Origin of the sequence: Roseateles paludis (assembly GCF_039872745.1) — a bacterium.
GTDB classification, from domain to species: Bacteria; Pseudomonadota; Gammaproteobacteria; order Burkholderiales; family Burkholderiaceae_C; genus Pelomonas; species Pelomonas paludis.
The window spans coordinates 413,495-433,443 of record NZ_JBDPZD010000003.1; the positions used below are offsets into that span (position 1 = coordinate 413,495).

General features: G+C 67.3%; 16 protein-coding genes. 8 read left to right on the forward strand and 8 right to left on the reverse strand.

The features are described 5' to 3' along the window. The first annotated feature begins 277 nt into the window (after positions 1-277). From ABDJ85_RS13180 to ABDJ85_RS13200, 5 genes are all read left to right on the forward strand, one after another. Positions 278-463 (forward strand): hypothetical protein, encoded by a 186-nt coding sequence (locus ABDJ85_RS13180; RefSeq protein ID WP_347705241.1) that lies wholly within the window; start codon positions 278-280, stop codon positions 461-463. Further along, positions 460-1,161 (forward strand): JAB domain-containing protein, encoded by a 702-nt coding sequence (locus tag ABDJ85_RS13185; RefSeq protein ID WP_347705242.1) that lies wholly within the window; start codon positions 460-462, stop codon positions 1,159-1,161. Before ABDJ85_RS13180 ends, ABDJ85_RS13185 begins: the two co-directional genes overlap by 4 nt. Continuing rightward, on the forward strand, positions 1,158-4,178 hold the full coding sequence (locus ABDJ85_RS13190) for a DUF927 domain-containing protein (RefSeq protein WP_347705243.1): 3,021 nt from the start codon (positions 1,158-1,160) through the stop codon (positions 4,176-4,178). The genes ABDJ85_RS13185 and ABDJ85_RS13190 overlap by 4 nt, the downstream gene beginning before the upstream one ends. 29 nt (positions 4,179-4,207) lie before the next feature. Then, on the forward strand, positions 4,208-4,519 hold the full coding sequence (locus ABDJ85_RS13195) for a hypothetical protein (RefSeq protein ID WP_347705244.1): 312 nt from the start codon (positions 4,208-4,210) through the stop codon (positions 4,517-4,519). Between the two features lie 561 nt (positions 4,520-5,080). Further along, complete coding sequence (locus ABDJ85_RS13200; protein WP_347705245.1) at positions 5,081-5,392, forward strand: hypothetical protein; 312 nt, start codon at positions 5,081-5,083, stop codon at positions 5,390-5,392. Positions 5,393-5,597: 205 nt separating this feature from the next. On the opposite strand, the gene ABDJ85_RS13205 is transcribed toward ABDJ85_RS13200, so the two are convergent. From ABDJ85_RS13205 to queF, 8 genes are all read right to left on the reverse strand, one after another. Then, the gene (locus ABDJ85_RS13205) at positions 5,598-7,565 is read right to left on the reverse strand and encodes an ABC-F family ATP-binding cassette domain-containing protein (protein WP_347705246.1); all 1,968 of its coding nucleotides are present in this window, start codon (positions 7,563-7,565) and stop codon (positions 5,598-5,600) included. Further along, positions 7,562-8,422 carry a 50S ribosomal protein L3 N(5)-glutamine methyltransferase gene (gene prmB / locus ABDJ85_RS13210; RefSeq protein WP_347705247.1) on the reverse strand — a complete coding sequence of 287 codons (861 nt, stop codon included), beginning with the start codon at positions 8,420-8,422 and terminating at the stop codon, positions 7,562-7,564. The genes ABDJ85_RS13205 and prmB overlap by 4 nt, the downstream gene beginning before the upstream one ends. Next, positions 8,419-9,564 (reverse strand): PilT/PilU family type 4a pilus ATPase, encoded by a 1,146-nt coding sequence (locus tag ABDJ85_RS13215; RefSeq protein ID WP_430765541.1) that lies wholly within the window; start codon positions 9,562-9,564, stop codon positions 8,419-8,421. Before ABDJ85_RS13215 ends, prmB begins: the two co-directional genes overlap by 4 nt. A 20-nt stretch (positions 9,565-9,584) precedes the next feature. Continuing rightward, positions 9,585-10,406, reverse strand: coding sequence for a 2,3,4,5-tetrahydropyridine-2,6-dicarboxylate N-succinyltransferase (dapD, locus tag ABDJ85_RS13220; protein WP_347705249.1), 822 nt, complete (start codon positions 10,404-10,406; stop codon positions 9,585-9,587). Then, the gene (gene dapC, locus ABDJ85_RS13225) at positions 10,403-11,605 is read right to left on the reverse strand and encodes a succinyldiaminopimelate transaminase (RefSeq protein ID WP_347705250.1); all 1,203 of its coding nucleotides are present in this window, start codon (positions 11,603-11,605) and stop codon (positions 10,403-10,405) included. The genes dapD and dapC overlap by 4 nt, the downstream gene beginning before the upstream one ends. Then, entirely contained in the window at positions 11,602-12,657 is a 1,056-nt protein-coding gene (locus ABDJ85_RS13230; RefSeq protein ID WP_347705251.1) for a prephenate dehydrogenase, read from the reverse strand. The genes dapC and ABDJ85_RS13230 overlap by 4 nt, the downstream gene beginning before the upstream one ends. Next, the gene (locus tag ABDJ85_RS13235; RefSeq protein WP_347705252.1) at positions 12,654-13,385 is read right to left on the reverse strand and encodes a hypothetical protein; all 732 of its coding nucleotides are present in this window, start codon (positions 13,383-13,385) and stop codon (positions 12,654-12,656) included. Before ABDJ85_RS13235 ends, ABDJ85_RS13230 begins: the two co-directional genes overlap by 4 nt. Positions 13,386-13,447: 62 nt before the next feature. Then, positions 13,448-13,936, reverse strand: coding sequence for a preQ(1) synthase (gene queF / locus ABDJ85_RS13240; RefSeq protein WP_430765542.1), 489 nt, complete (start codon positions 13,934-13,936; stop codon positions 13,448-13,450). A gap of 108 nt (positions 13,937-14,044) precedes the next feature. On the opposite strand from queF, the gene smc reads away from it, so the two are divergent. The 3 genes from smc to paeA are packed head-to-tail and all read left to right on the forward strand — an operon-like array spanning position 14,045 to position 19,947. Beyond that, positions 14,045-17,560 carry a chromosome segregation protein SMC gene (gene smc / locus ABDJ85_RS13245; RefSeq protein WP_347705253.1) on the forward strand — a complete coding sequence of 1,172 codons (3,516 nt, stop codon included), beginning with the start codon at positions 14,045-14,047 and terminating at the stop codon, positions 17,558-17,560. Next, positions 17,560-18,636: a cell division protein FtsZ gene (locus ABDJ85_RS13250; protein WP_347705254.1), complete on the forward strand. Its 1,077-nt coding sequence runs from the start codon at positions 17,560-17,562 to the stop codon at positions 18,634-18,636. Before smc ends, ABDJ85_RS13250 begins: the two co-directional genes overlap by 1 nt. Positions 18,637-18,663: 27 nt before the next feature. Next, positions 18,664-19,947, forward strand: coding sequence for a polyamine export protein PaeA (gene paeA / locus ABDJ85_RS13255; protein WP_347705255.1), 1,284 nt, complete (start codon positions 18,664-18,666; stop codon positions 19,945-19,947). Positions 19,948-19,949 lie beyond the last annotated feature (2 nt).

A 19,949-nucleotide genomic window follows, 5' to 3' on the forward strand; every position in this document is an offset into this window, starting at 1 on the left:
CACCCTGAAGGCCACCGCATGTCCACCTTTGCCCGATCCAGGCCCGCGCCGCTACACTGGCCGCAGGTGCTTGAAAACACCTCAAATTCAGCGGTTGGCCGCCCCGACAGTGCGGCTTTGTCACGCCCCGATTTTTTCGAGTCATGGGGCGGGATGGGCCTACCCGCAAGGCTGGCCGCACGACTGAATTCGTGTTTTCAACATCCCGCCCACCCGCTGCCGCTTGAAAACGGCGACGGCTGGTGTCCTCAGTCGCTCATTCAGGAGCCTGTAGACCATGACCGCAACCCAAGCCGGCCGCCTGGCCGCACCCGCGCCGACGCCGGCACGCCCTGCGCCCGCCGCGCCCCCTCACTACCTGCGCCGCATGGCGCGCTTCATCGTGCTGCGCGCCGCGCTGCGCGGCCGGCTGAGCTGGCCCGCTGCGCTGCTCACACTGCAGTGGCTGGAGGGTGGCCAATGAGTACCGACACTGAACGCAGCATCCCCGCTCGCGTGCTGAAGGCGCACAGCCTGGAAGCCATGGCCTCAGTGCCCGCCAACGTGCGCCGGCTGCCCAGTGCAGCCGTCGCACCCGTAGCCCAGCCGTGCCGAAAGGGACGACACGGGCCGGGTGTTGTGTCGCTCGCATCCAGGCCCGCGCCGAAGCCTGCGAGCACTAAGCCCGCAAGCTGGCTAGACCTCGTGCCGCCCGCGTTAGGGCAATCGCTGGAGGCGCAGGAGTCCGCGCTGATAGACGCCGCTATCGCCGCACTTACGCGCCGTCTGAGCGCACAACGACCGCAGCACGACCTGACGACACCCGAGCGAGTCAAGCGGTTGGCCTTCCTGCATCTTGCGCACCTTGACCACGAGCACTTCGCGGTGGCGTTCATGGATGCAAAGCTGTGCCTGATCGCGTTTGAAGAGATGTTCACAGGGACGCTCTCCGAAGTGGCGGCCTATCCACGGGAGATTGCGCGCCGCGCCTTAGCCCACAACGCGAGCGCCGTCTTCCTGGCGCACAACCACCCATCAGGAGACTCGACACCCAGCCGCGCCGATGAGCTGCTGACGCATGCGGTCATCAGGGCGATGACGAGCATCGGCGTGAACATGATCGATCACATCGTGGTTAGCCGGCAGGAAGCGACAAGCCTCGCTGAGAGGGGCCTGATTTGAACGCCCGCAAGCATCGGGGGCCAAGGACTCCGCGCGCGATCACGCCCGAGCTGATCCGGCAGGCGCTTGGCTGCATCCCTGCCAGCCTTGACCGCGAAACCTGGGTGCGCATCGGCATGGCGGTCAAGGCCGAGTTGGGGGCCGAGGGCTTCGACCTCTGGAACGACTGGAGCAGCCAGGCCGAGGGCTACAGCCTCACCGATGCCCGCGACACCTGGCGCAGCATCAAGGCGGGCGGCCGGGTGACGGTGGGCACGCTCTTTGGCATTGCCAAGGAGCACGGCTTCCGCTTCCCTGATGACGCCAGCCCGGCCCTCAGCCCCGAGGCCCTGGCCGAGCAGGAGCGGCAGCACGCCGAACAGCTCGCCCGGCGCCAGGCTGCGCAAGCGGCTGAGGCCGAGAAGTACCGGCGCCGTGCAGAGCAGGCCGCGCGGGATGCGGCCGAGCTGTGGGCCAAGGCTTCGGGGACGGGTGAGAGCCCTTACCTGCAGCGCAAGGGCGTCCAGGCCCATGGGGTGCGCTTCCTGCCGGATGGGACGCTACTGGTGCCCATGCGTGATGCTGCCGGCGAGCTGCACAACCTGCAGCGCATCGCGCCGCGCCCGCCCACCGACGAAGAGCAGGCCCGAGGCCTCACGGAAAAGCGCTTCCTCTCGGGTGGCCGCAAACGCGGGCTGTTCCATGTGATCGGCAGCGCGCCGGCTGCGGACGCTGTGCCCGGCCTGGTGCTGATGGCCGAGGGTTACGCCACGGCCGCCAGCCTGCACGAGGCGAGCCGCCTGCCCGCTGTGGTGGCCTTCGATGCCGGCAACCTGGCAGCCGTGGCCGAGGCCATGCCGGTGCGCTTCCCTGGCGCTCGCTTCCTGGTGTGCGGCGACAACGACACGGCCACCGAGGCGCGCAGCGGCAAGAACCCCGGCCGTGAGGGCGCCGAGAAGGCGGCGCGCAAGCTCCAGGCCCTGGGCTGCGCTGCGGCGGCGCTGCTGCCGCAAGGGCTGACCGAGGAAGGCAGCGACTTCAACGACCTAGCCGACGAATTGGGCCTGGACGAGGTGGCCGCACAAGTGGCCGCAGCGGCTGACGCGTCGACACTGGGCAAGACCCGCAAGCCGCGCCAGACGACCGAGCCACGCCAGACCCACGCAACGGCCGCAGAAGCGCCGAACGGAGGGCCGGACGCGCCAGCGCCTGCCGACGAAGAAGAAAGCACCCCAGAGGCTGATTCTGTGGCCGGCGTGCCTGGTGCGCGTGATCCCTTCAGGCTCGATGACGCGGGCGTTTGGTTCATCACGCGCGGCAGCGACGGCGAAGAGCGCGCGCAGTGGGTGTGCGCCCCGCTGCGAGTGACGGCGCGCACCCGTGCCGACGATGCCAACGGCTGGGGCTACCTGATCGAGTTCAGCGACCCGGACGGCAACCCCAAGACCTGGGCCATGCCTGACGCGATGCTGAGCGGGGAGGGTGCCGAGTGGGCAAGCCGGCTGCGAGACATGGGCTTGCCCATGGCCTACGGCACCACGGCGCGCAACCGCGTGGGCCAGTACATCAACACCCGCAACCCGGCCGAGCGCGTCACCTGCACGGATCGCGTTGGCTGGCATGGCGGGGCCTACGTGCTGCCGAGTCGCTGCATCGGCGGCACTGAGGGCCGGCGCTACGTCTTCCAAAGCGAAGCGGGCATGGAAGACACCTTCCGCCAGCGCGGCGAGCTGGCCACCTGGCAGCGTGAGGTTTCGGCCCTGTGCGTGGGCAATAGCCGCTTTGTCTTCGCGCTGAGCTGCGCATTCGCTGGGGCCTTGCTGCTGCCTGCTGGCGTTGAGAGCGGGGGCTTTCACTTCCGCTCAGGGTCAAGCCAGGGCAAGACCTCGGCGCTGCGCATCGCGGCCAGCGTGTGGGGCCGGCCCGACTATGTGAAGCGCTGGCGCACGACCGACAACGCCCTAGAGGCCACGGCCGTGCAGCACAGCGACGGGCTGCTGATCCTGGACGAGATTGCCCAGCTCGACGCCAACAAGGCCGGCGAGTGCGCCTACATGCTGGCCAACGAACAGGAGAAGGGCCGCAACACACGGGGCGGGCTGAACCGCAAGCAACGCACCTGGCGCCTGCTCTTCCTGTCGTCGGGTGAGGTGAGCCTCTCCACCCACATGGCAGAGGCCGGCAAGCGCGTGATGGCCGGTCAAGAGGTGCGCATGGTGGACATTCCGCTAGACGCTGGCCAGGGCATGGGTGGGGTTGAAGCCCTGCACGGGCATGCGTCGGCCGGCGCCCTGGTGGAGGCCATCACGGGGGCCGCTGCGCGCTGCTATGGCGTTGCCGGCCGCGCCTGGCTGGAGTGGGCGTGTGCGCATCAAGCCGGCCTGCCCGAGCGAGTGCGCGAGGCCTTGGCCGCAGTGATGGCCGACCTGTTGCCAGGCGGTGCGGGTGAACAGGTGCGCCGCGTGGCCAGGCGGTTTGCGCTGGTGGCGGTGGCGGGCGATTTGGCCAGCGAAGCCGGAATCACGGGCTGGGCTTCCAACGTGGCCACCACGGCCGCGCGCCGCTGCTTCGATGACTGGCTGACCGCACGTGGGCACTCCGGCAACGGCGAAGAGGCCGCGATGCTTGGCCAGGTGAAGGCCTGGATTGAGAAGAACGGCGATGCCTTGATGACCTGGCTGCACCGGGCGCACGACGACCACAGGCCCAACACGCCACTGCGGGCGGGCTTCCGGCGCCAGATTGACGAAGACGGCAAGCCGGTGAAGTTCGACGAGGCACAGGCCTACATCGACAAGCGCAGCAACCCAGAGTCAACGGACAGCTTCCACTCGTCAACGGAATACCTGTTTCTGCCTGAGGCGTGGAAGCGTGAGGTGTGCAAGGGCCTGGACGCTGGCGCCGTGGCTGAGCTGCTGCGCCAACGTGGCCACCTGGAGCACGAGGCCGGGCGCTTGACCCGTAGCCACCGGGTGCCAGGCCTGGGAAAGGTGAAGCTCTTCCATGTGAAGGCGTCTGTACTGGCCGATGAGCTGTGACCGGAGCGGGCGGGAGGCCGCGCGGGGAAATGCGCATCGCGCTCCTGGGGATTTTCACAGGAGCCCCGGCGCCGCTGCATCGGTACGCGGTTGCTGCTCGCCTGGTGGAGAGCGGGGAACTGCCGAGCGTCAGCGCGGCCGAGCAGACGCTGATCAATCGCACGCTGGTGAACATGGCCACGGCTGGCGAGCTGGAGCGCTGCGGAACTGCGCGCGCACCCGGCGCCAATCGGCCGCTGACGCTGTACAGGCTGAAGGACCACGCGCAAGCGTCGGTGGCAGTCTGCGCGCCGTGGGCGCTGCTGGCCGGGGCGCTTCGACCCGACGACTCTACATTGTGAGGATGGATGCCGCGCGCTCCAGGTGGCTGGCTGTGATCCTTCGGGGCCTGGACACGTTGACGCGCACTGGCAGGCAGCGCCTGAAAAACGAACGCTTGTAGATGAATGACTAAGTTCATCCTCTACCTTGTCCCCGCCTGCAAACCTAGGCGGGGACAAAATCTGGGCCTGTGGGGACAGACGTTACCTTGTAAATCAATGGCTTGCATGCGCTGTCCCCGTGTCCCCGCTGTCCCCGCTGCAAAACAGCATGGCCGGGATTGGGCTGGCTGCACTCACCGTAACGCACCGAGTGCGCCTGTGGATAACTTGAATCGACAATCTACATTTTGCGGAATTGCGCAGGGGTTAGAGTTGCTGCATTTTTGGGCATCGGCCGCAAGCCCAGTATCCATGCGGGTTTGCGGCCGGTAGGGGTGTGGACAACAGGCCCGCGCGTTTGTTCCTAACCGGCGTTATGTTAAATGAAAGTAGATAAAATGCATTGTTGATCTACTCAATGTAATGCGCTACGCTGCGTGCAGCGTAGCGGTTGAGGCCCCATGAGGCAGGAAGGAAAAGATGACTCCCGAGCAGTTCGATACAGCCCTTGAAGAGCTAGGCATCAAGGCGGCGGACTTCTGCCGTCGCACGGGCCTGGTGCCGAACACCGTTTGGCGCTGGCGCAAGGCCATCACGCCGATTCCCGATTGGGTGCCCGAGTACCTCGGCGCGCTGCTGGAGGTGAAGCTCCTGCGGGCTGCGCTCGACCTGGAGCGGCTGGCCGGCGTGCTGGCGGACGTTCGGCAGCCTGGCGCGGGCGTGGCCGGGGAGGGCGCCGAAAGCCAAGCCGAGGGCCTCGAAACTACTTCAAGCGGCGCACTGACCGGGTAACTTTCCGGGTAACTCGTCGGGGGCCGCTTCAGTAAGTTGTTTCCTGACAATGGCTTAGGTCAACAGTTCAAGTGACCCCGGCCCACCATCCAAACTTTCAGCGATTGCGCTGAAGCCCAAAGGCCCAGGTCCTTCAAGGACTTGGGCTTTTTCTTTGTCTGCGTGGAACTCGCTAACGCCTGCGTGAGAGGCTGTGCCCGGGCGCCTAAGAGGCGGTGGCGCCCAGGGCTTCGATCTGCTCGCTCAGTTCCAGCCAGCGCAGTTCATCGGCCTCGATCTGGTCGCCGATGGCTTTGAGGCGGCGGCCCATTTCGGCGATGGCAGCGGCGGCGGCACCCTCGGCGAGTTGGGTCTCGATGTCGGTGCGCTCGGCGGCCAGTTGGTGCAGGCGTTTGTCGATGGCATCCATTTCGCGGCGCAGGGGCCGCGTTTGCTCGGCGAGCTTGGCGCGAGCCTGGCCGGAGGCCTTGCGGTCCTCGCGGGAGGCGGGCGGTGGCGCAGGCGCTGCAACAGCAACCGCGACAGGAGCGGGAGCGGGGGCAGCGGAGGCTTGCTTCTTTGCGGCGCGGGAGGCTTCCTTGCTCTGGTCGAGCAGCCAGCGCTGGTAGTCGTCCAGGTCACCATCAAAGGGTTTGACAACGCCATCGGCGACGAGCCAGAACTCGTCGCAGACCTCGCGCAGCAGCGCGCGGTCGTGGCTGACGAGCATGACGGTGCCTTCGAACTCATTGAGCGCCATGGACAGGGCCTCGCGCGTGTTGAGGTCGAGGTGGTTGGTGGGTTCGTCGAGCAGCAGCAGGTTGGGGCGCTGCCAGACAAGCATGGCCAGGACGAGGCGCGCCTTCTCGCCGCCGGACAAGCTGCCGACCTGCTGGTTGACCATGTCGCCGGTGAAGCGGAACTGGCCAAGGAAGTCGCGCAGCTCTTGCTCGCGCCCTTGGGGGCCGACGTCGCGCGCCAGGCGCACCATGTGGGCGAGCGGGCCTTCGTCCAGGCGCAGCACGTCCAGCTCCTGCTGGGCGAAGTAGCCGATGGACAGGCCCTTGCCCTGGGTCATGGTGCCGGCCAGCGGGGGCTGCGAACCGGCGATGGTCTTGACCAAGGTGGATTTGCCCTGACCATTGGCACCGAGGATGCCGATGCGTTGGCCGGCCAGCACTGAGCGGTCGACACCGCGCACGATGATCTTGTCGCCCGCCTCGGTGCGATAGCCGGCCGACAGTTCGTCGAACATCAGCATCGGGTTGGGCAGGTTGAGCGGCTCGCGGAACTCGAAGTTGAAGTCGGCCGAGGCCAGCACGGGCGCCAACCTCTCCATGCGCTCCAGGGCCTTGACGCGGCTCTGGGCCTGCTTGGCCTTGCTGGCCTTGGCCTTGAAGCGGTCGATGAACTTCTGCAGGTGGGCGACCTTTTCCTGCTGCTTCGCAAACGCCGCCTGCTGCAGCACCATGCGCTCGGCGCGCTGGGTCTCGAAGCTGGTGTAGTTGCCGCCGTAGCGGGTGAGCTTGCCTTCGTCGAGGTGCAGGGTGACCTTGGTGATGGCGTCGAGGAATTCGCGGTCGTGGCTGATGACGATCAGCATGCCGTCGTAGCGCTGCAGCCAGGCTTCGAGCCAGACCAGGGCATCCAGGTCCAGGTGGTTGGTGGGCTCGTCGAGCAGCATCAGTTCGGCCGGGCACATCAGCGCGCGGGCCAGTTGCAGGCGCATGCGCCAGCCGCCCGAGAAGCTGTTGACCGGGGCATCGAGTTGCTCGGTCTTGAAGCCGAGGCCCATCAGCAGCGCCTGGGCGCGGGAGCGGGCATCGAAAGCGCCGGCATCGGCCAAGGCAGCGTGCGCGTCGGCCATGGCGTGGCCGTCATTGGCGGCTTCGGCGGCTGCCAGTGCGGCGCGCGCGGCCATCAAGGGCTGGTCGCCCTCCAGCACGAAGTCGGTCGCGCCGTCGTCCGTCTCGGGCATGTTCTGCGCCACCTCAGACCGGCGCCAATGCCGGGGCACCTCGACCTCGCCGCGGTCGTTGCTGAGGCGGTGGGTCAGCAGCGCGAAGAGGCTGGACTTGCCGGCGCCATTGCGGCCGACGAGGCCGATCTTTTCGCCTGGCTGCAGCGTGGCGGAAGCGCCGTCCAAAACGACCTTGAGGCCTCGGCGCAGGGTGATGTCGCGTAGGGTGATCACAGCAAGGCCTCGCGCGTGACGAGCAGCACCTGGTCCTCGCCGGCTGAGGTTTCCAGCCAGACGACTTCGAGCTGGGGGAAGGCGGCTTCAAAGTGCGCACGCTCGTTGCCGATTTCGAGCACGAGCACACCGTGCTCGCCCAGGGCGGCAGGTGCGTCGTGCAGCAACTGGCGGATGAAGTCCATGCCGTCGGCGCCGCCGGCCAGGGCGAGCGCGGGCTCGGCGCGGTATTCAGGCGGCAAGGCGTCCATGCTGGCCGCGTTGACGTAGGGCGGATTGCACAGGATGAGGTCGTAGGGCGGGTTGCAACCCGCCAACCCGTCGCCTTGAAGCAGCCGGATGCGCTCAGACAGCCCATGCCGCTCGACGTTGCACTTGGCCACCGCGAGGGCGTCAGTGCTGAGGTCGAGTGCGTCCACCGCCACCTCGGGCCAGGCCATGGCGGCCAGCACGGCCAGGCTGCCGTTGCCGGTGCACAGGTCCAGCACGCGATGCGTGGACTCCGAGAGCCATGGGTCGATGCTGCCGTCGGCCAGCAGCTCGGCGATGAAGCTGCGCGGCACGATGGCGCGCTCGTCGATGTGGAAGGGCACACCTTGCAGCCAGGCCTCGCCCGTCAGGTAGGCCATGGGCTTGCGGGTGCTGATGCGCTGCGCGACCAGGGCGTCGATGGCTTGCAGCTCTGCGGCGTCGAGGCTGCGGTCGGCGTGCGCGTCCAGGGCGTCCAGTGGCAGCCCCAGGCGCCACAGCACCAGCCAGGCGGCTTCGTCAAACGCGTTCGCGGTGCCGTGGCCGAAAAAAACGCCCGCCTGGTCTAGGCGGGCGGCGATGGATTCAATACAGGCCAGAAGTTTCAAGGGGAGGTGCGAACGTCGAGCGTGATTTCGGTGAAGGAGGCATCGTCGCTGGCGCGTTCTTCCTTGCGGCCAGCGGAGGGGCGGTCACCTGCGGCGCTGTTCTGCAGGCGCCACAGCAGGTTGGTGGGCGAGTCGGCGAAGGCCAGGCCTTCCTCGCGGGTGATCACGCCCTCGTTGATCAACTGGGCGAAGTTCTCTTCGAAGGTCTGCGAGCCTTCGGCGATGGACTTCTCCATGGCGTCCTTGACGCCGGGGAAGTCGCCTTGCTCGATCAATTCGGAGGTGAGCTTGGTGTTGTGCAGGATCTCCACCACGGGCACCCGGCCTCCCGCCACCGCGCGCACCAGTCGCTGCGAGACGATGGCCTTGAGGCCGGCCGAGAGATCGCTCAGCAGGGCGGGGCGCGACTCGGGTGTGTAGAAGGACAGGATGCGGTTGAGCGCGTGGTAGGTGTTGTTGCCGTGCAAGGTGGCCACCACCAGGTGGCCGGACAGCGCGTAGGACAAGGCGGCCGTCATGGTCTCGCGGTCGCGGATTTCGCCGATCAGGATGCAGTCTGGGGCCTGGCGCAGCGCGTTCTTGAGCGCGACCTGCAGCGAGGCGGTGTCGCGCCCGATCTCGCGCTGGTTGACGACCGAGCGCTTGTTGCTGAACAGGTACTCGATCGGGTCCTCGATGGTGAGGATGTGCCCGGTCATCGTCTGGTTGCGCAGCTCCAGCATGGACGCGAGCGTGGTGCTCTTGCCGGTGCCGGTGGCGCCCACCATCAGGATCAGGCCACGCTTCTCGCGGATCATGGTGCCCAGCAGCGGCGGCAGCCGGAGGCTTTCCAGCGAAGGGATGCTGTGCGGGATGTGGCGGAAGACGCCGGCAATCGAGCCACGCTGGCGGAAGCCCGACAGCCGGAAGCTGCCCACGCCGCTGACCGACACGGCCAGGTTGAGCTCGCCTGAGTTGTCGAGCTCGGCGAGGCTTGCCGGGTCGATGATCTCGGAGATCAACTGGCGGGGCTGAGGCGGCGTCAGGATCTGGTCGGACAGCTGGACCGTCTGGCCATTGATGCGGATCAGCACCGGCATATTGGCCGAGAGGTAGCAGTCAGACGCCCCCTTCTCGGCCATCAGCCGGAGGATGCGCTCCATGTTTCCGCCAGTTGCCATATTCAGCTGCGCAGCAGTTCGTTGATGCTGGTCTTGGAGCGCGTTTGCGCATCCACCCGCTTGACGATGATGGCCGCGTACAGCGAGTACCGGCCGTTGTCCTTGGGCAGCGAGCCCGAGATCACCACCGAGCCTGCGGGCACGCGGCCGTAGGAGACCGAGTCGGTCGCGCGGTCGTAGATCGGGGTGCTCTGGCCGATGTAGACGCCCATCGAGATCACCGAGTTCTCCTCGACGATCACGCCCTCGACCACCTCGGAGCGCGCACCGATGAAGCAGTTGTCTTCAATGATGGTCGGGTTGGCTTGCAGGGGCTCCAGCACGCCGCCGATGCCGACGCCGCCGCTCAGATGCACGTTCTTGCCGATCTGGGCGCAGGAGCCGACGGTGGCCCAGGTGTCCACCATCGCGCCCTCGTCCACATAGGCGCCGATGTTCACGTAGGAGGGCATCAGCACCACGTTCTTGGCCTGGAAGCTGCCGCGCCGCGCCACGGCCGGCGGCACCACGCGCACGCCGGTGGCGCGCAGCTGGGCTTCGCTCATGCCGGAGAACTTGGTGGGCACCTTGTCAAAAAAGGTCAGGTCCTTGTCGCCCATGAGCCGGTTGTCGTTCAGGCGGAAGGACAGCAGCACCGCCTTCTTCACCCATTGGTTCACCTGCCATTGGCCCACGCCCTGGCGCTCGGCCACGCGCAGGCGGCCCGCGTCCAGCTCGGCAATCACATGCTCGACGGCGTCACGCAACTCCGGCGCATTGGTGGGGTCCAGGGAGGTGCGGTTGTCCCAGGCGAGGTCGATCAGGCTTTGCAGTTCGGCAGTCATTGAGCGGCGGAGGAGAAGGAGCGGGTGAAGGAGACGATGCGCTGTGCGGCTTCAAGGCATTCGGCCTCGTCGGCCACCAGGGCCAGCCGTACGCGCCCGGCGCCGGGGTTCAGGCCCCCGGACTCCCGGGCCAGCAGGCTGCCGGGAAGGACCTGAACATTGTATTGAGCGAGCAGTTGCTGGGCGTATCCCACGTCGTCACCCCCCGGCACGCCAGCCCAAAGGTAGAAAGCGGCGTCCGGCAGGGCCACGTCCAGCACCTCGGCCAGCATGGGCGTCACGGCGGCGAACTTGGTGCGGTAGCGCTGGCGGTTCTCGATGACGTGGGCTTCGTCGTTCCATGCGGCGGCGCTGGCCGCTTGGACCATGGGGTTCATCGCGCTGCCGTGGTAAGTACGGTAGAGCAGGAATTTCTTGATCAGCGCAGCGTCGCCCGCCACAAAGCCTGAGCGCATGCCGGGCACGTTGGAGCGCTTGGACAGGCTGGTCAGGGCGATCAGGTTGCGGAAGTCAGTCCGGCCCAGCTTGGCGGCCGCTTCCAGGCCCGACAGCGGCGCCTCCTCGCGGAAGTAGATCTCCGAGTAGCACTCGTCAGAGGCGATCACAAAGCCGTAGCGGTCGCTCAGCTCGAACAGGGTCTGCCATTCCGACAGGGGCATCACGGCGCCCGTCGGGTTGCCGGGCGAGCAGGCATAGACCAGTTGTGTGCGTTGCCAGGTGCCGGCGTCGATCTCGTCCCAGTTGACGCAGAAATTGCGTGCCGGGTCGCTGTTGGCGAAGGCGGTCTGCGCCCCGGCCAGAAGGGCGGCACCCTCATAGATTTGGTAGAAGGGATTGGGGCAGACGACGGTGGCGCCGGGCTGGCTGCCGTCGACCACGGTCTGGGCCAGCGAGAACAGCGCCTCACGCGAGCCGTTGACCGGCAGCACCTGCGCACTCGCGATGGAGAGCCCGTAGCGCTTGTGCAGCCAGGCCACGATGGCTTCACGCAGCTCGGGTGTTCCGGCTGTGGCGGGGTAGTGCGACAAGCCGCTCATGGACCGGGCCAAGACCTCTTTGATGAGCGTGGGGGCCTCGTGGCGTGGTTCGCCCAGCCCGAGGCTGATGTGCCCAAAAGCCGGGTTGGGCGTGATGGCGGCGTTCAACGCCCGCAGCCGCTCAAAGGGGTAGGGCTGCAACTTGTCCAGGTACGGGTTCATCTCGCGGTCGGGGCTTCTTCAGGTAACTGGTGGGGGCGTTCAAGGCGGGCTTGCCAACGGGGCATCGCGGCATCGCTGCAAGGGGTCAGCGAAGCGATCTTTGCGCCATGGCTGCAGGCGTCGAGCAAACGGTCAAACATGGCGAGGTCGTCCTCACGGAGGGCTTCCTCGGCAATGTGCTCGAACGCCTGCTTGAGCTGGGCTTTCAGGTCCCGCGCGAGCTGGAAGTCGGCCAGCAGGGGCTCGGCGCCGCCCTGGCGCAGGTGGCGCCGGGCGGTGGTGAGGAGTTGCAGGCACTCGTCCATCGCGGCTGCCAGCTCGGCGGCGTTCTCGTGGCACATGGCGGCAGTCAGCGCGGGTTCGCTGTCAGCCACGCGTGTGCCGTCGCGGAAGGAGCCGGCAGCAAAGTTGTAGCGCAGCGTGGCCAGCGGGTCCGCATAGGCGGTCCGGGCCAGCGCCATGGCCAGCATATGGGGCAGGTGGCTGGTGCGGGCAACCGCCTCGTCGTGGCGCTCGGCCTCCAGCAAGATGGCGCGGGCGCCGAGTGACAGCACCCATTGGATGACTCGCAGGGCGTCGGCGGGGCGTGGTTGGGGGCCATCCTTCAGCACCGCCCAGTTGCGGCCGTCGAACAGATCAGCCTGTGCAGCGGCATAGCCGCGGCGTTCGGTGCCGGCCATGGGATGCGAGCCGATGATGCTCAGGTGCTGGCGGGCTTCCGGGTGGGCAAACGCCTCACGAAGCGGCCGGCTGCCCGAGCCAACGTCGATGAGCACCTTGCCCCGCGTGCCCTGTGCGCCGGCACAGATTGGGGTCACAAGCGCCTGGTACTTGTCGAGTGGCACAGCCAGCACGACCAGCTCGCTCTGCCGCACCAGCGCCGCGACATCGGTGTGGATGGTGACGCCATCGGCCGCAGCCAAGGCGCAGGACCCGGGATCGACGTCGAAGCCAGATAACTGCGCAGACCCACGAGCCCGGAGGGCCTTGCACACCGACCCGCCAATCTGGCCCAGGCCGATGACACCCACGGACGCAAAGACGTCGCTCACGCAGCTGCCTTTGATTCGGCGCGGTGGCGAGCTTCGTAGACCTTGCGGCGCTCGAAGAACAGGAAGGTGCCGCTGGCTGCGGAGTTGTCCTTCTTGTTGATGTCGCCTGTCTTGGGGGCCGACTTGGCGTCGAGGGAAGAGGTCATGGAGCCGATCCGGGCCCAGCGCGCATGCAGCTGGTCTGGGTCCTCGTCACGATCCAGGGTCAGGATGCCCTGACGCTCCGGGTAATAGGACTCACCCGTGCGACGCTCAGGGACGTGGTACCAGATCATGGTGGTGTCCTTGTCGTGCAGGGTGAAGCGGTCGTTGCCATGGCCGATGCAGCCCCGCAGTTGCCGAGTCTGGATGGAATGAAGCAGATCGGACTCATCCTTGAAGAGATTGACGTCATAGCTGAGGCGGGCCTCAGACTTGTCAATCTTCATCCTGACGTGACCCCAGTTGCCCGCCGACGACTTGTAGACCCATTCGCCCAGCAGGGGCCGGGCTGACCACCACAAGAGGACGATTTCGGCCAGAAGAATCAGCGTCACCAACCCGACGCCCTCCAGCATGGACTGGACGACTTTCGACTGCAGGAAGCCCAGCGAAACTGGCAGTGTCGGCAGCAGGGTGGCGAGCCAATCGTCGGCCAGCGGCTTGGGTAGGCTGGTGCGGATCAGCGAATAGATCAGCGCTCCTGCCGCCAGGGCTCCATTGCGTTGGCTGACGCGCCAGTGCTTCATCAAGGGTCCTTATCAAGACAGAGTGGCAGGCCGCATCAGGCGATGCTGGCAGATTCAGGGCTTCAACCGAGCAGGCCGGTCTCCATGCTGAAGTTCGGCAGGTCAATCTTGGGCAGCGGCGCCCAGCCCTTCTTGCGGTGCTCCACCACCACATTCGTGTAGATGCCGCCACGCACATACCACTTGGCGGTGATGCGCACGAAGCGCGGGTCGGTGGCTTTGACGATGTCGTCGAGGATGGTGTTGGTGACCTTCTCGTGGAAGGCGCCCTCGTTGCGGTAGCTCCAGAAGTACATCTTCAGGCTCTTGAGCTCCACGCACAGCTCGTCGGCAATCATGTCGATGGTGAAGTGCGCGAAGTCGGGCTGGCCGGTCAGCGGGCAGTGGCAGGTGAACTCGGGCACCTGGAACTGGATCACGTAGTCGCGCTGCGGGGCCGGGTTGGGGAAGACCAGCAAGTCCTTGCTGGGCTTGGAGGGCGGGTTCTTGGGGACCTCGCGCATCTTGGGTTTGCTTGATTTCGCGGGCGCGGCGGACTTCTTCGTGGCCATGGCTGAGGGCAGATTCAGGAGGGGGCGAATGCTATCATCCGCCGCCCTGAAAGCTGCCAATTTCGGCGCTTTTTAATAAACGAATCAACCACTTAGACGCGAAGCCCGATGCGCCTGAACTCGATCAAGCTGGCCGGCTTCAAGTCCTTTGCCGAACCCACCACCTTCCAGCTGCCGGGGCAGCTCGTCGGCGTGGTGGGCCCCAACGGCTGCGGCAAGTCCAACATCATGGACGCCGTGCGCTGGGTGCTGGGCGAGAGCAAGGCCAGCGAGCTGCGTGGCGAGTCCATGCAGGACGTGATCTTCAACGGCAGCGGCAACCGCAAGCCGGCCAGCCGCTCCAGCGTGGAACTGGTGTTCGACAACACCCTGGCGCGTGCCGGCGGGCAGTGGAACCAGTTCACCGAGATCGCGGTCAAGCGCGTGCTCACGCGCGATGGCACCAGCAGCTACTTCATCAACAACCAGCCCGTGCGTCGGCGCGACGTGCAGGACGTCTTCCTGGGCACGGGCCTGGGGCCGCGCGCCTACGCCATCATTGGGCAGGGCACCATCTCGCGCATCATCGAGAGCAAGCCCGAGGAGCTGCGCCTCTTCCTCGAAGAAGCCGCCGGCGTCTCCAAGTACAAAGAGCGCCGCCGCGAGACGGAAAACCGCCTCAAGGACACGCGCGAGAACCTGACCCGCGTCGAAGACATCCTGCGCGAGCTAGGAGCCAACCTCGACAAGCTGGAGAAGCAGGCCGAGGTGGCGTCCACCTACCGCAGCCTGCAGGACGCGGGCACGCTCAAGCTGCATCAGTTGTGGTTCCTGAAAGCACGTGACGCCGAGAGCGAGGGCCTGCGGGTCAAGGCCGCCCACCTGGAGGCCGTCAACGTGCTGGAGGCCCAGACCGCAGAGCTGCGCGCCGTGGAGGCCCAGCTTGAAGAAGTCCGCCAGCAGCACTACGCCTCGGGCGATGAGCTGCATGCGTCCCAGGGCCGCTTTGCCGAGGCCCAGCTGGAGGTGAGCCGGCTGGAGGAGCGCATCCGCTTCGTCGTCGAGAGCCGCAACCGCGCCGAGGCCCGGCTGGCCGAGTTGCAGGCGCAAGAGCAGCAATGGCATGAGCGCATCACCGCAGCCAAGGACGAGCTGGAGCGCGTGGCCGAGCAGATCCTGGCCGCCGATGAGCAGTCCGAAATCCTGGCCGCCCAGGCCGAGGAGCAGGCCGCCCAGGCGCCGCAAGGCGAAGACCAATTGCGTGCCGCGCAAGCCCGTGCCAACGAGCAGCGCGCCCTGGTCACCCAGGTGCAGCAGCAGATCCAGGTGCTGGCGGCCGAGAGCCGCAGCGTGGACGAGCAGATGCGCAGCCTGCGCCAGCGGCAAGACCGCCTGACGCAAGACCTGCGCGCGCTTGCCGCCCCCGAGCAAGGCGTGCTGGACGAGCTCAAGGCCCGCACCAGCACCGCTGCCGAGGCGCAAGAGCTGGCCGAAGCCCGCCTGCACGAGCTGGCCGAGCAACTGCCCCAGCTCGAAGAGCAGCGCCGCCAGCAGCAGCAGGAAGCCAATGCCCAGCTCGCCCGCCAGAGCGAGATTGCCGCGCGGCTGGACGCCCTGCGCGCGCTGCAGGAGAAGGTGCAAACCGAAGGCAAGCTCAAGCCCTGGCTGGCCAAGCATGGGCTCGATGGGCTGCAGGGCCTGTGGACGCGCCTGCACATCACCGCCGGCTGGGAGAACGCGCTGGAGGCTGCGCTGCGCGAGCGGCTCCAGGCCTTGTCCGTGAGCCGGCTCGACACCGTGCGCGCCTTCGCTACTGATGCGCCACCCGCGCGGCTGGCCTTCTACGCCGCCCCGGCCGGTTCTATCGCCAACACGCACGAGACGCTGCCCAAGCTTTCCAGCCTGCTCAAGCTGAACGACGACGGCCTGACTGCGCTGCTGAACGACTGGCTCGAAGGCGTCTACACGGCCGCCACGCTTGACGACGCGCTGTCTGCGCGCAGCAAGCTCACTCACGGCGAACTGGTGATGACGCCCGAGGGCCACGCCGTGGGCCAGTACTCCGTGGCCTTCTATGCGCCCGACTCCGAGCAGGCCGGCATGCTGGCCCGCGCGCAGGAGATCGAGCAGCTCGAACTCGCGCAGAAGGCGCAGAACCTCATCGCCGACGAGGCCCGCCTCGCGCTGGTTCGCGTCGAGAGCCAGTTCAATGACGCGAGCAGCCGCCTCGGCGTGCTGCGCCGCGAGGCCAGCGAGGCCCAAACCCGTGCGCACCAGCTGCAGGTCGAGCTGCTGCGCCTGCAATCCCAGCTCGAAGCCAGCCAGCAGCGCAAGACGGCGCTGGATGGCGAACTGGCCGAGATCGACGCCCAGATGGAAGCGCTGCAGGAGCGCCGCGCCGTCGGCGAGGCGCGCTTCGAGGAGCTGGACCTGCAACTGGCCGACGCCCAGGAGAAGCATGCCGAGTTGGACGACGGTGTGATCCAGGCCGAGCGCAAGCTGGCCGAGGCGCGCGAGCAACTGCGCGCGCTGGAGCGCCGTGCCCAGGAGGCCCAGTTCAGCGCCCGCGCGCTGGCCGCGCGCCGTGCGGAGCTGCAGCGCAGCATCGAAACCGCCCAGGCGCAGGTGCAGACCGCGCTGGCCTCCCGCGCCAGTGTGCAGACCGAGCTGGACGGCTTCAACGACGCCGCCGCCCAGGCTGGGCTGCAAGATGCACTGGCCCTCAAGCAGGAGCGCGAGCAGCAATTGGCCGCCGTGCGCACCGCCTACGACGACCTCACCCTGCGCCTGCGCAAGCTCGATGAACAGCGCCTGCAGATCGAGCGCAGCCTCGACCCGCTGCGCGAACGCATCACCTGCCTGCAGCTGGAGGCCCAGGCCGCCCAGCTCGGCGGCGCGCAGTACCTGGAGCAACTCCAGGCCGCCGAGGTGGACCTGGCGCAGCTGGCGGCTCGTATCGAGCAAGACGGCGTCAAGCTGCATGGCCTGCAGACCGAGATCGACCGCATCAACCGCGAGATTGCGGCCTTGGGGGCCGTCAACCTCGCGGCCCTGGACGAGCTGACCGCCTCGCGCGAACGCAAGACTTTTCTTGACGCGCAGTACGCCGACCTGCAATCCGCCATCACCACGCTGGAAGACGCGATCCGCAAGATCGACCTCGAAACCCGCGACCTGCTGGGCAACACCTTCAACCAGGTCAACGAGCACTTTGGCCGCATGTTCCCCAGCCTCTTCGGCGGCGGGCAGGCCCGGCTCGTGATGACGGGCGACGAGATCCTCGATGCCGGTGTGCAAGTGATGGCCCAGCCGCCGGGCAAGAAAAACAGCACCATCCACCTGCTCTCGGGTGGCGAGAAGGCGCTCACCGCCATTGCGCTGGTGTTCGCCATCTTCCAGCTCAACCCGGCGCCGTTCTGCCTGCTCGACGAGGTCGATGCACCGCTGGACGACGCCAACACCGAACGCTATGCCAAGCTGGTTTCGCAGATGTCAGCGGGCACGCAATTCCTCTTCATCTCGCACAACAAGATCGCGATGGAAATGGCTGAACAATTGATCGGCGTCACCATGCAGGAGCAGGGCGTCTCGCGCATCGTCGCGGTGGACATGGACAAGGCCCTGGCGATGGCGGAGATCGCCTGATGCAGCAGCTCACTTCGCTCTCCCTCACGACCCTGCTGCTGCTGGCTGGCGGTGTGGTGTTGCTTGGCGTGCTGGTGCACGGCCTCTGGAGCGCCCGCCGCGCCGGCCCGCGCCGTGCCACCGAAGACGGCATCGAATCGCGCCTGGAGCCCCAGCTCGACCCGGTTGAAGTGGCTGCGCTGGAGCCCGATGAGCTGGCCAGTGACGCGCCGGGTACCCCACTCACCCCAGTGGCCAGGCCCCCGCGCCGTCCGTCGGTGCGCATTGACGCGCTGATCGACGCCATCGCCGTCTTCGCGCTGGAGGCGCCCGTCAGCGGCGAGTTCGCGCTGCAGCACCAGCCACCCAGCCACCGCGCCGGCAACAAGCCCTTCCAGATCGAGGGCCTCAACGCCGAGACCGGCGACTGGGAGCTGCCCCAGCCCGGCCAGCGCTACAGCGAGTTCCAGGCCGGCCTCAAGATGGCCAACCGGGCCGGGCCGGTGAACGAGATCGAGTACTCGGAGTTTGTGCAAAAGCTGCAGGCCTTTGCCGATGCCATCCAGGCCGACGCGCAGTTCCCCGACATGCTGGAGGTGGTGGCCCACGCCCGCGAGCTGGATCAGTTTGCCGCCGCTCACGACGCCCAACTCGCCCTGCTGCTGCGCGCCAAGTCCACCGCCTGGACGCCGGGCTTCATCCACCAGATGGCGCTGCGCCACGGTTTCGTGCCTGGTCAGTTGCCGGGCCGCCTGGTGCTGCCCTCACCGGACGAGGGCGCGCCGCCCATCCTCACGCTCAACTTCGACCCCCAGGCCGCGCTGGCCGAGAACCCTGAGGCCCAGTCCCTGCGCGAGCTGACCCTGGCGCTCGACGTGCCGCAGACCCCCGCTGAGCAAGAGCCCTTTGCCGCCTGGCAGGACTCCGCGCGCCTGCTGGCCCGCGACCTGGAGGCCGAGATGTGCGACGACCGGGGCCACCCGCTGGGCCTGCATGCCTTTGCCGCCATCGACACCGAGCTGAAGAAGCTCTACGAGACTCTCGCCGCACGCGACCTGCCCGCTGGCTCGGCGGCGGCGCGGCGGCTCTTCAGCTGAGTTGCGCCAGGCCCTAGACTGCCCCGCATGACGACCAGCCTGCTGCTCATCGGGCTGCTGATCCTGGGCAGCGCGTTTTTCTCCATGGCCGAGCTGTCGGTGGCTGCCTCACGGCGCTTGCACCTGCAGCAGCGAGCCGACGCAGGCGACGGGCGTGCCGCGCAGGTGCTGGCCGTGCAGGTGCAGCCGGGTGACTACTTCACCGTGGTGCAGATCGGCGTCAACACCATCGCCATCCTGGGCGGCATCGTGGGCGAGGGGGCGCTGACGCCGCACTTCGCCGCCGTGTTTGCCTGGGTGCTGGCGCCCGAGATGGCGGCACGGGTCGCTTTTGCGGCCTCGTTCGCCACCGTGACAGCCTTGTTCGTGGTGCTGGCTGACCTGGTGCCCAAACGCCTGTCCATGAACGAGCCCGAGCGCGTGGCGGTGGCCTTGATCGGGCCCATGCTGGCGCTGTGCCGCGTGCTGCGGCCGCTGGCCTGGCTGTTCAGCACGCTGACCGACGCCCTCATTCGCCTGCTGGGCCTGCCCGCGCGGCGCGACGACAGCATCAGCCACCGCGACATCCTGGCCCTGACCGAGGCCGGGCATCAGGCCGGCGTGGTCGCGGATGGCGAGCACGAGGTCATCGCCAATGTGTTCGAGCTCGACACCCGCACCGTCGAAACCGTGATGACCACCCGCGAGCGCATCGTCTTCTTCGTGCTTGACGAGGACGAGGCGCAGATCCGCTCGCGCATTGCCGTGGCGCCGCACTCGACCTATCTGGTCTGCGAGGGCGAGGTTGACCGCGTGGCCGGCTATGTGGATGCGACCGACCTGTTCCAGCGCGTGCTGCGCGGCGAGGCCCTGGGGCTGGGCCGCGACTCAGGCCTGGTCAAGAAGGTACTGATGGTGCCGGACCGCCTGACGCTGTCCGAGATGCTGACCCAGTTCCGCGAGGCGCATGAGGACTTTGCCGTGGTCGTCAACGAGTACAGCCTGGTGGTGGGCGTGGTGACGCTGAACGACGTGATGAGCACGGTGATGGGCGGCTTGGTGGCGCCACATGCCGAGGAGCAGATCGTCCGCCGCGAGGACGGCTCCTACCTGGCGGACGGCATCACGCCCATCCCCGACGTCGCCCGAGCTTTGGACATCGACGGCTGGCCAGACGCCGGCACCTACGACACGCTGGCCGGCTTCCTGATGGTGATGCTGCGGCGCATCCCGCGGCGCACCGATGCGGTGAGCTGGCAGGGCTGGCGCTTTGAGGTGCTGGACGTGGACAGCCACCGGGTCGATCAGGTGCTGATCACGCGGCTTGTCTGAGC

Excerpts from the sequence above, each read along its gene's own strand:
- ABDJ85_RS13180 (WP_347705241.1), top strand. The coding sequence starts at position 278 with ATGACCGCAACCCAAGCCGGCCGCCTGGCCGCACCCGCGCCGACGCCG.
- ABDJ85_RS13185 (WP_347705242.1), top strand. The coding sequence starts at position 460 with ATGAGTACCGACACTGAACGCAGCATCCCCGCTCGCGTGCTGAAGGCG.
- ABDJ85_RS13195 (WP_347705244.1), top strand. The coding sequence starts at position 4,208 with ATGCGCATCGCGCTCCTGGGGATTTTCACAGGAGCCCCGGCGCCGCTG.
- ABDJ85_RS13200 (WP_347705245.1), top strand. The coding sequence starts at position 5,081 with ATGACTCCCGAGCAGTTCGATACAGCCCTTGAAGAGCTAGGCATCAAG.
- ABDJ85_RS13215 (WP_430765541.1), bottom strand. The coding sequence starts at position 9,564 with ATGGAGCGCATCCTCCGGCTGATGGCCGAGAAGGGGGCGTCTGACTGC.
- dapD (WP_347705249.1), bottom strand. The coding sequence starts at position 10,406 with ATGACTGCCGAACTGCAAAGCCTGATCGACCTCGCCTGGGACAACCGC.
- dapC (WP_347705250.1), bottom strand. The coding sequence starts at position 11,605 with ATGAACCCGTACCTGGACAAGTTGCAGCCCTACCCCTTTGAGCGGCTG.
- ABDJ85_RS13235 (WP_347705252.1), bottom strand. The coding sequence starts at position 13,385 with ATGAAGCACTGGCGCGTCAGCCAACGCAATGGAGCCCTGGCGGCAGGA.
- queF (WP_430765542.1), bottom strand. The coding sequence starts at position 13,936 with ATGGCCACGAAGAAGTCCGCCGCGCCCGCGAAATCAAGCAAACCCAAG.
- smc (WP_347705253.1), top strand. The coding sequence starts at position 14,045 with ATGCGCCTGAACTCGATCAAGCTGGCCGGCTTCAAGTCCTTTGCCGAA.
- ABDJ85_RS13250 (WP_347705254.1), top strand. The coding sequence starts at position 17,560 with ATGCAGCAGCTCACTTCGCTCTCCCTCACGACCCTGCTGCTGCTGGCT.
- paeA (WP_347705255.1), top strand. The coding sequence starts at position 18,664 with ATGACGACCAGCCTGCTGCTCATCGGGCTGCTGATCCTGGGCAGCGCG.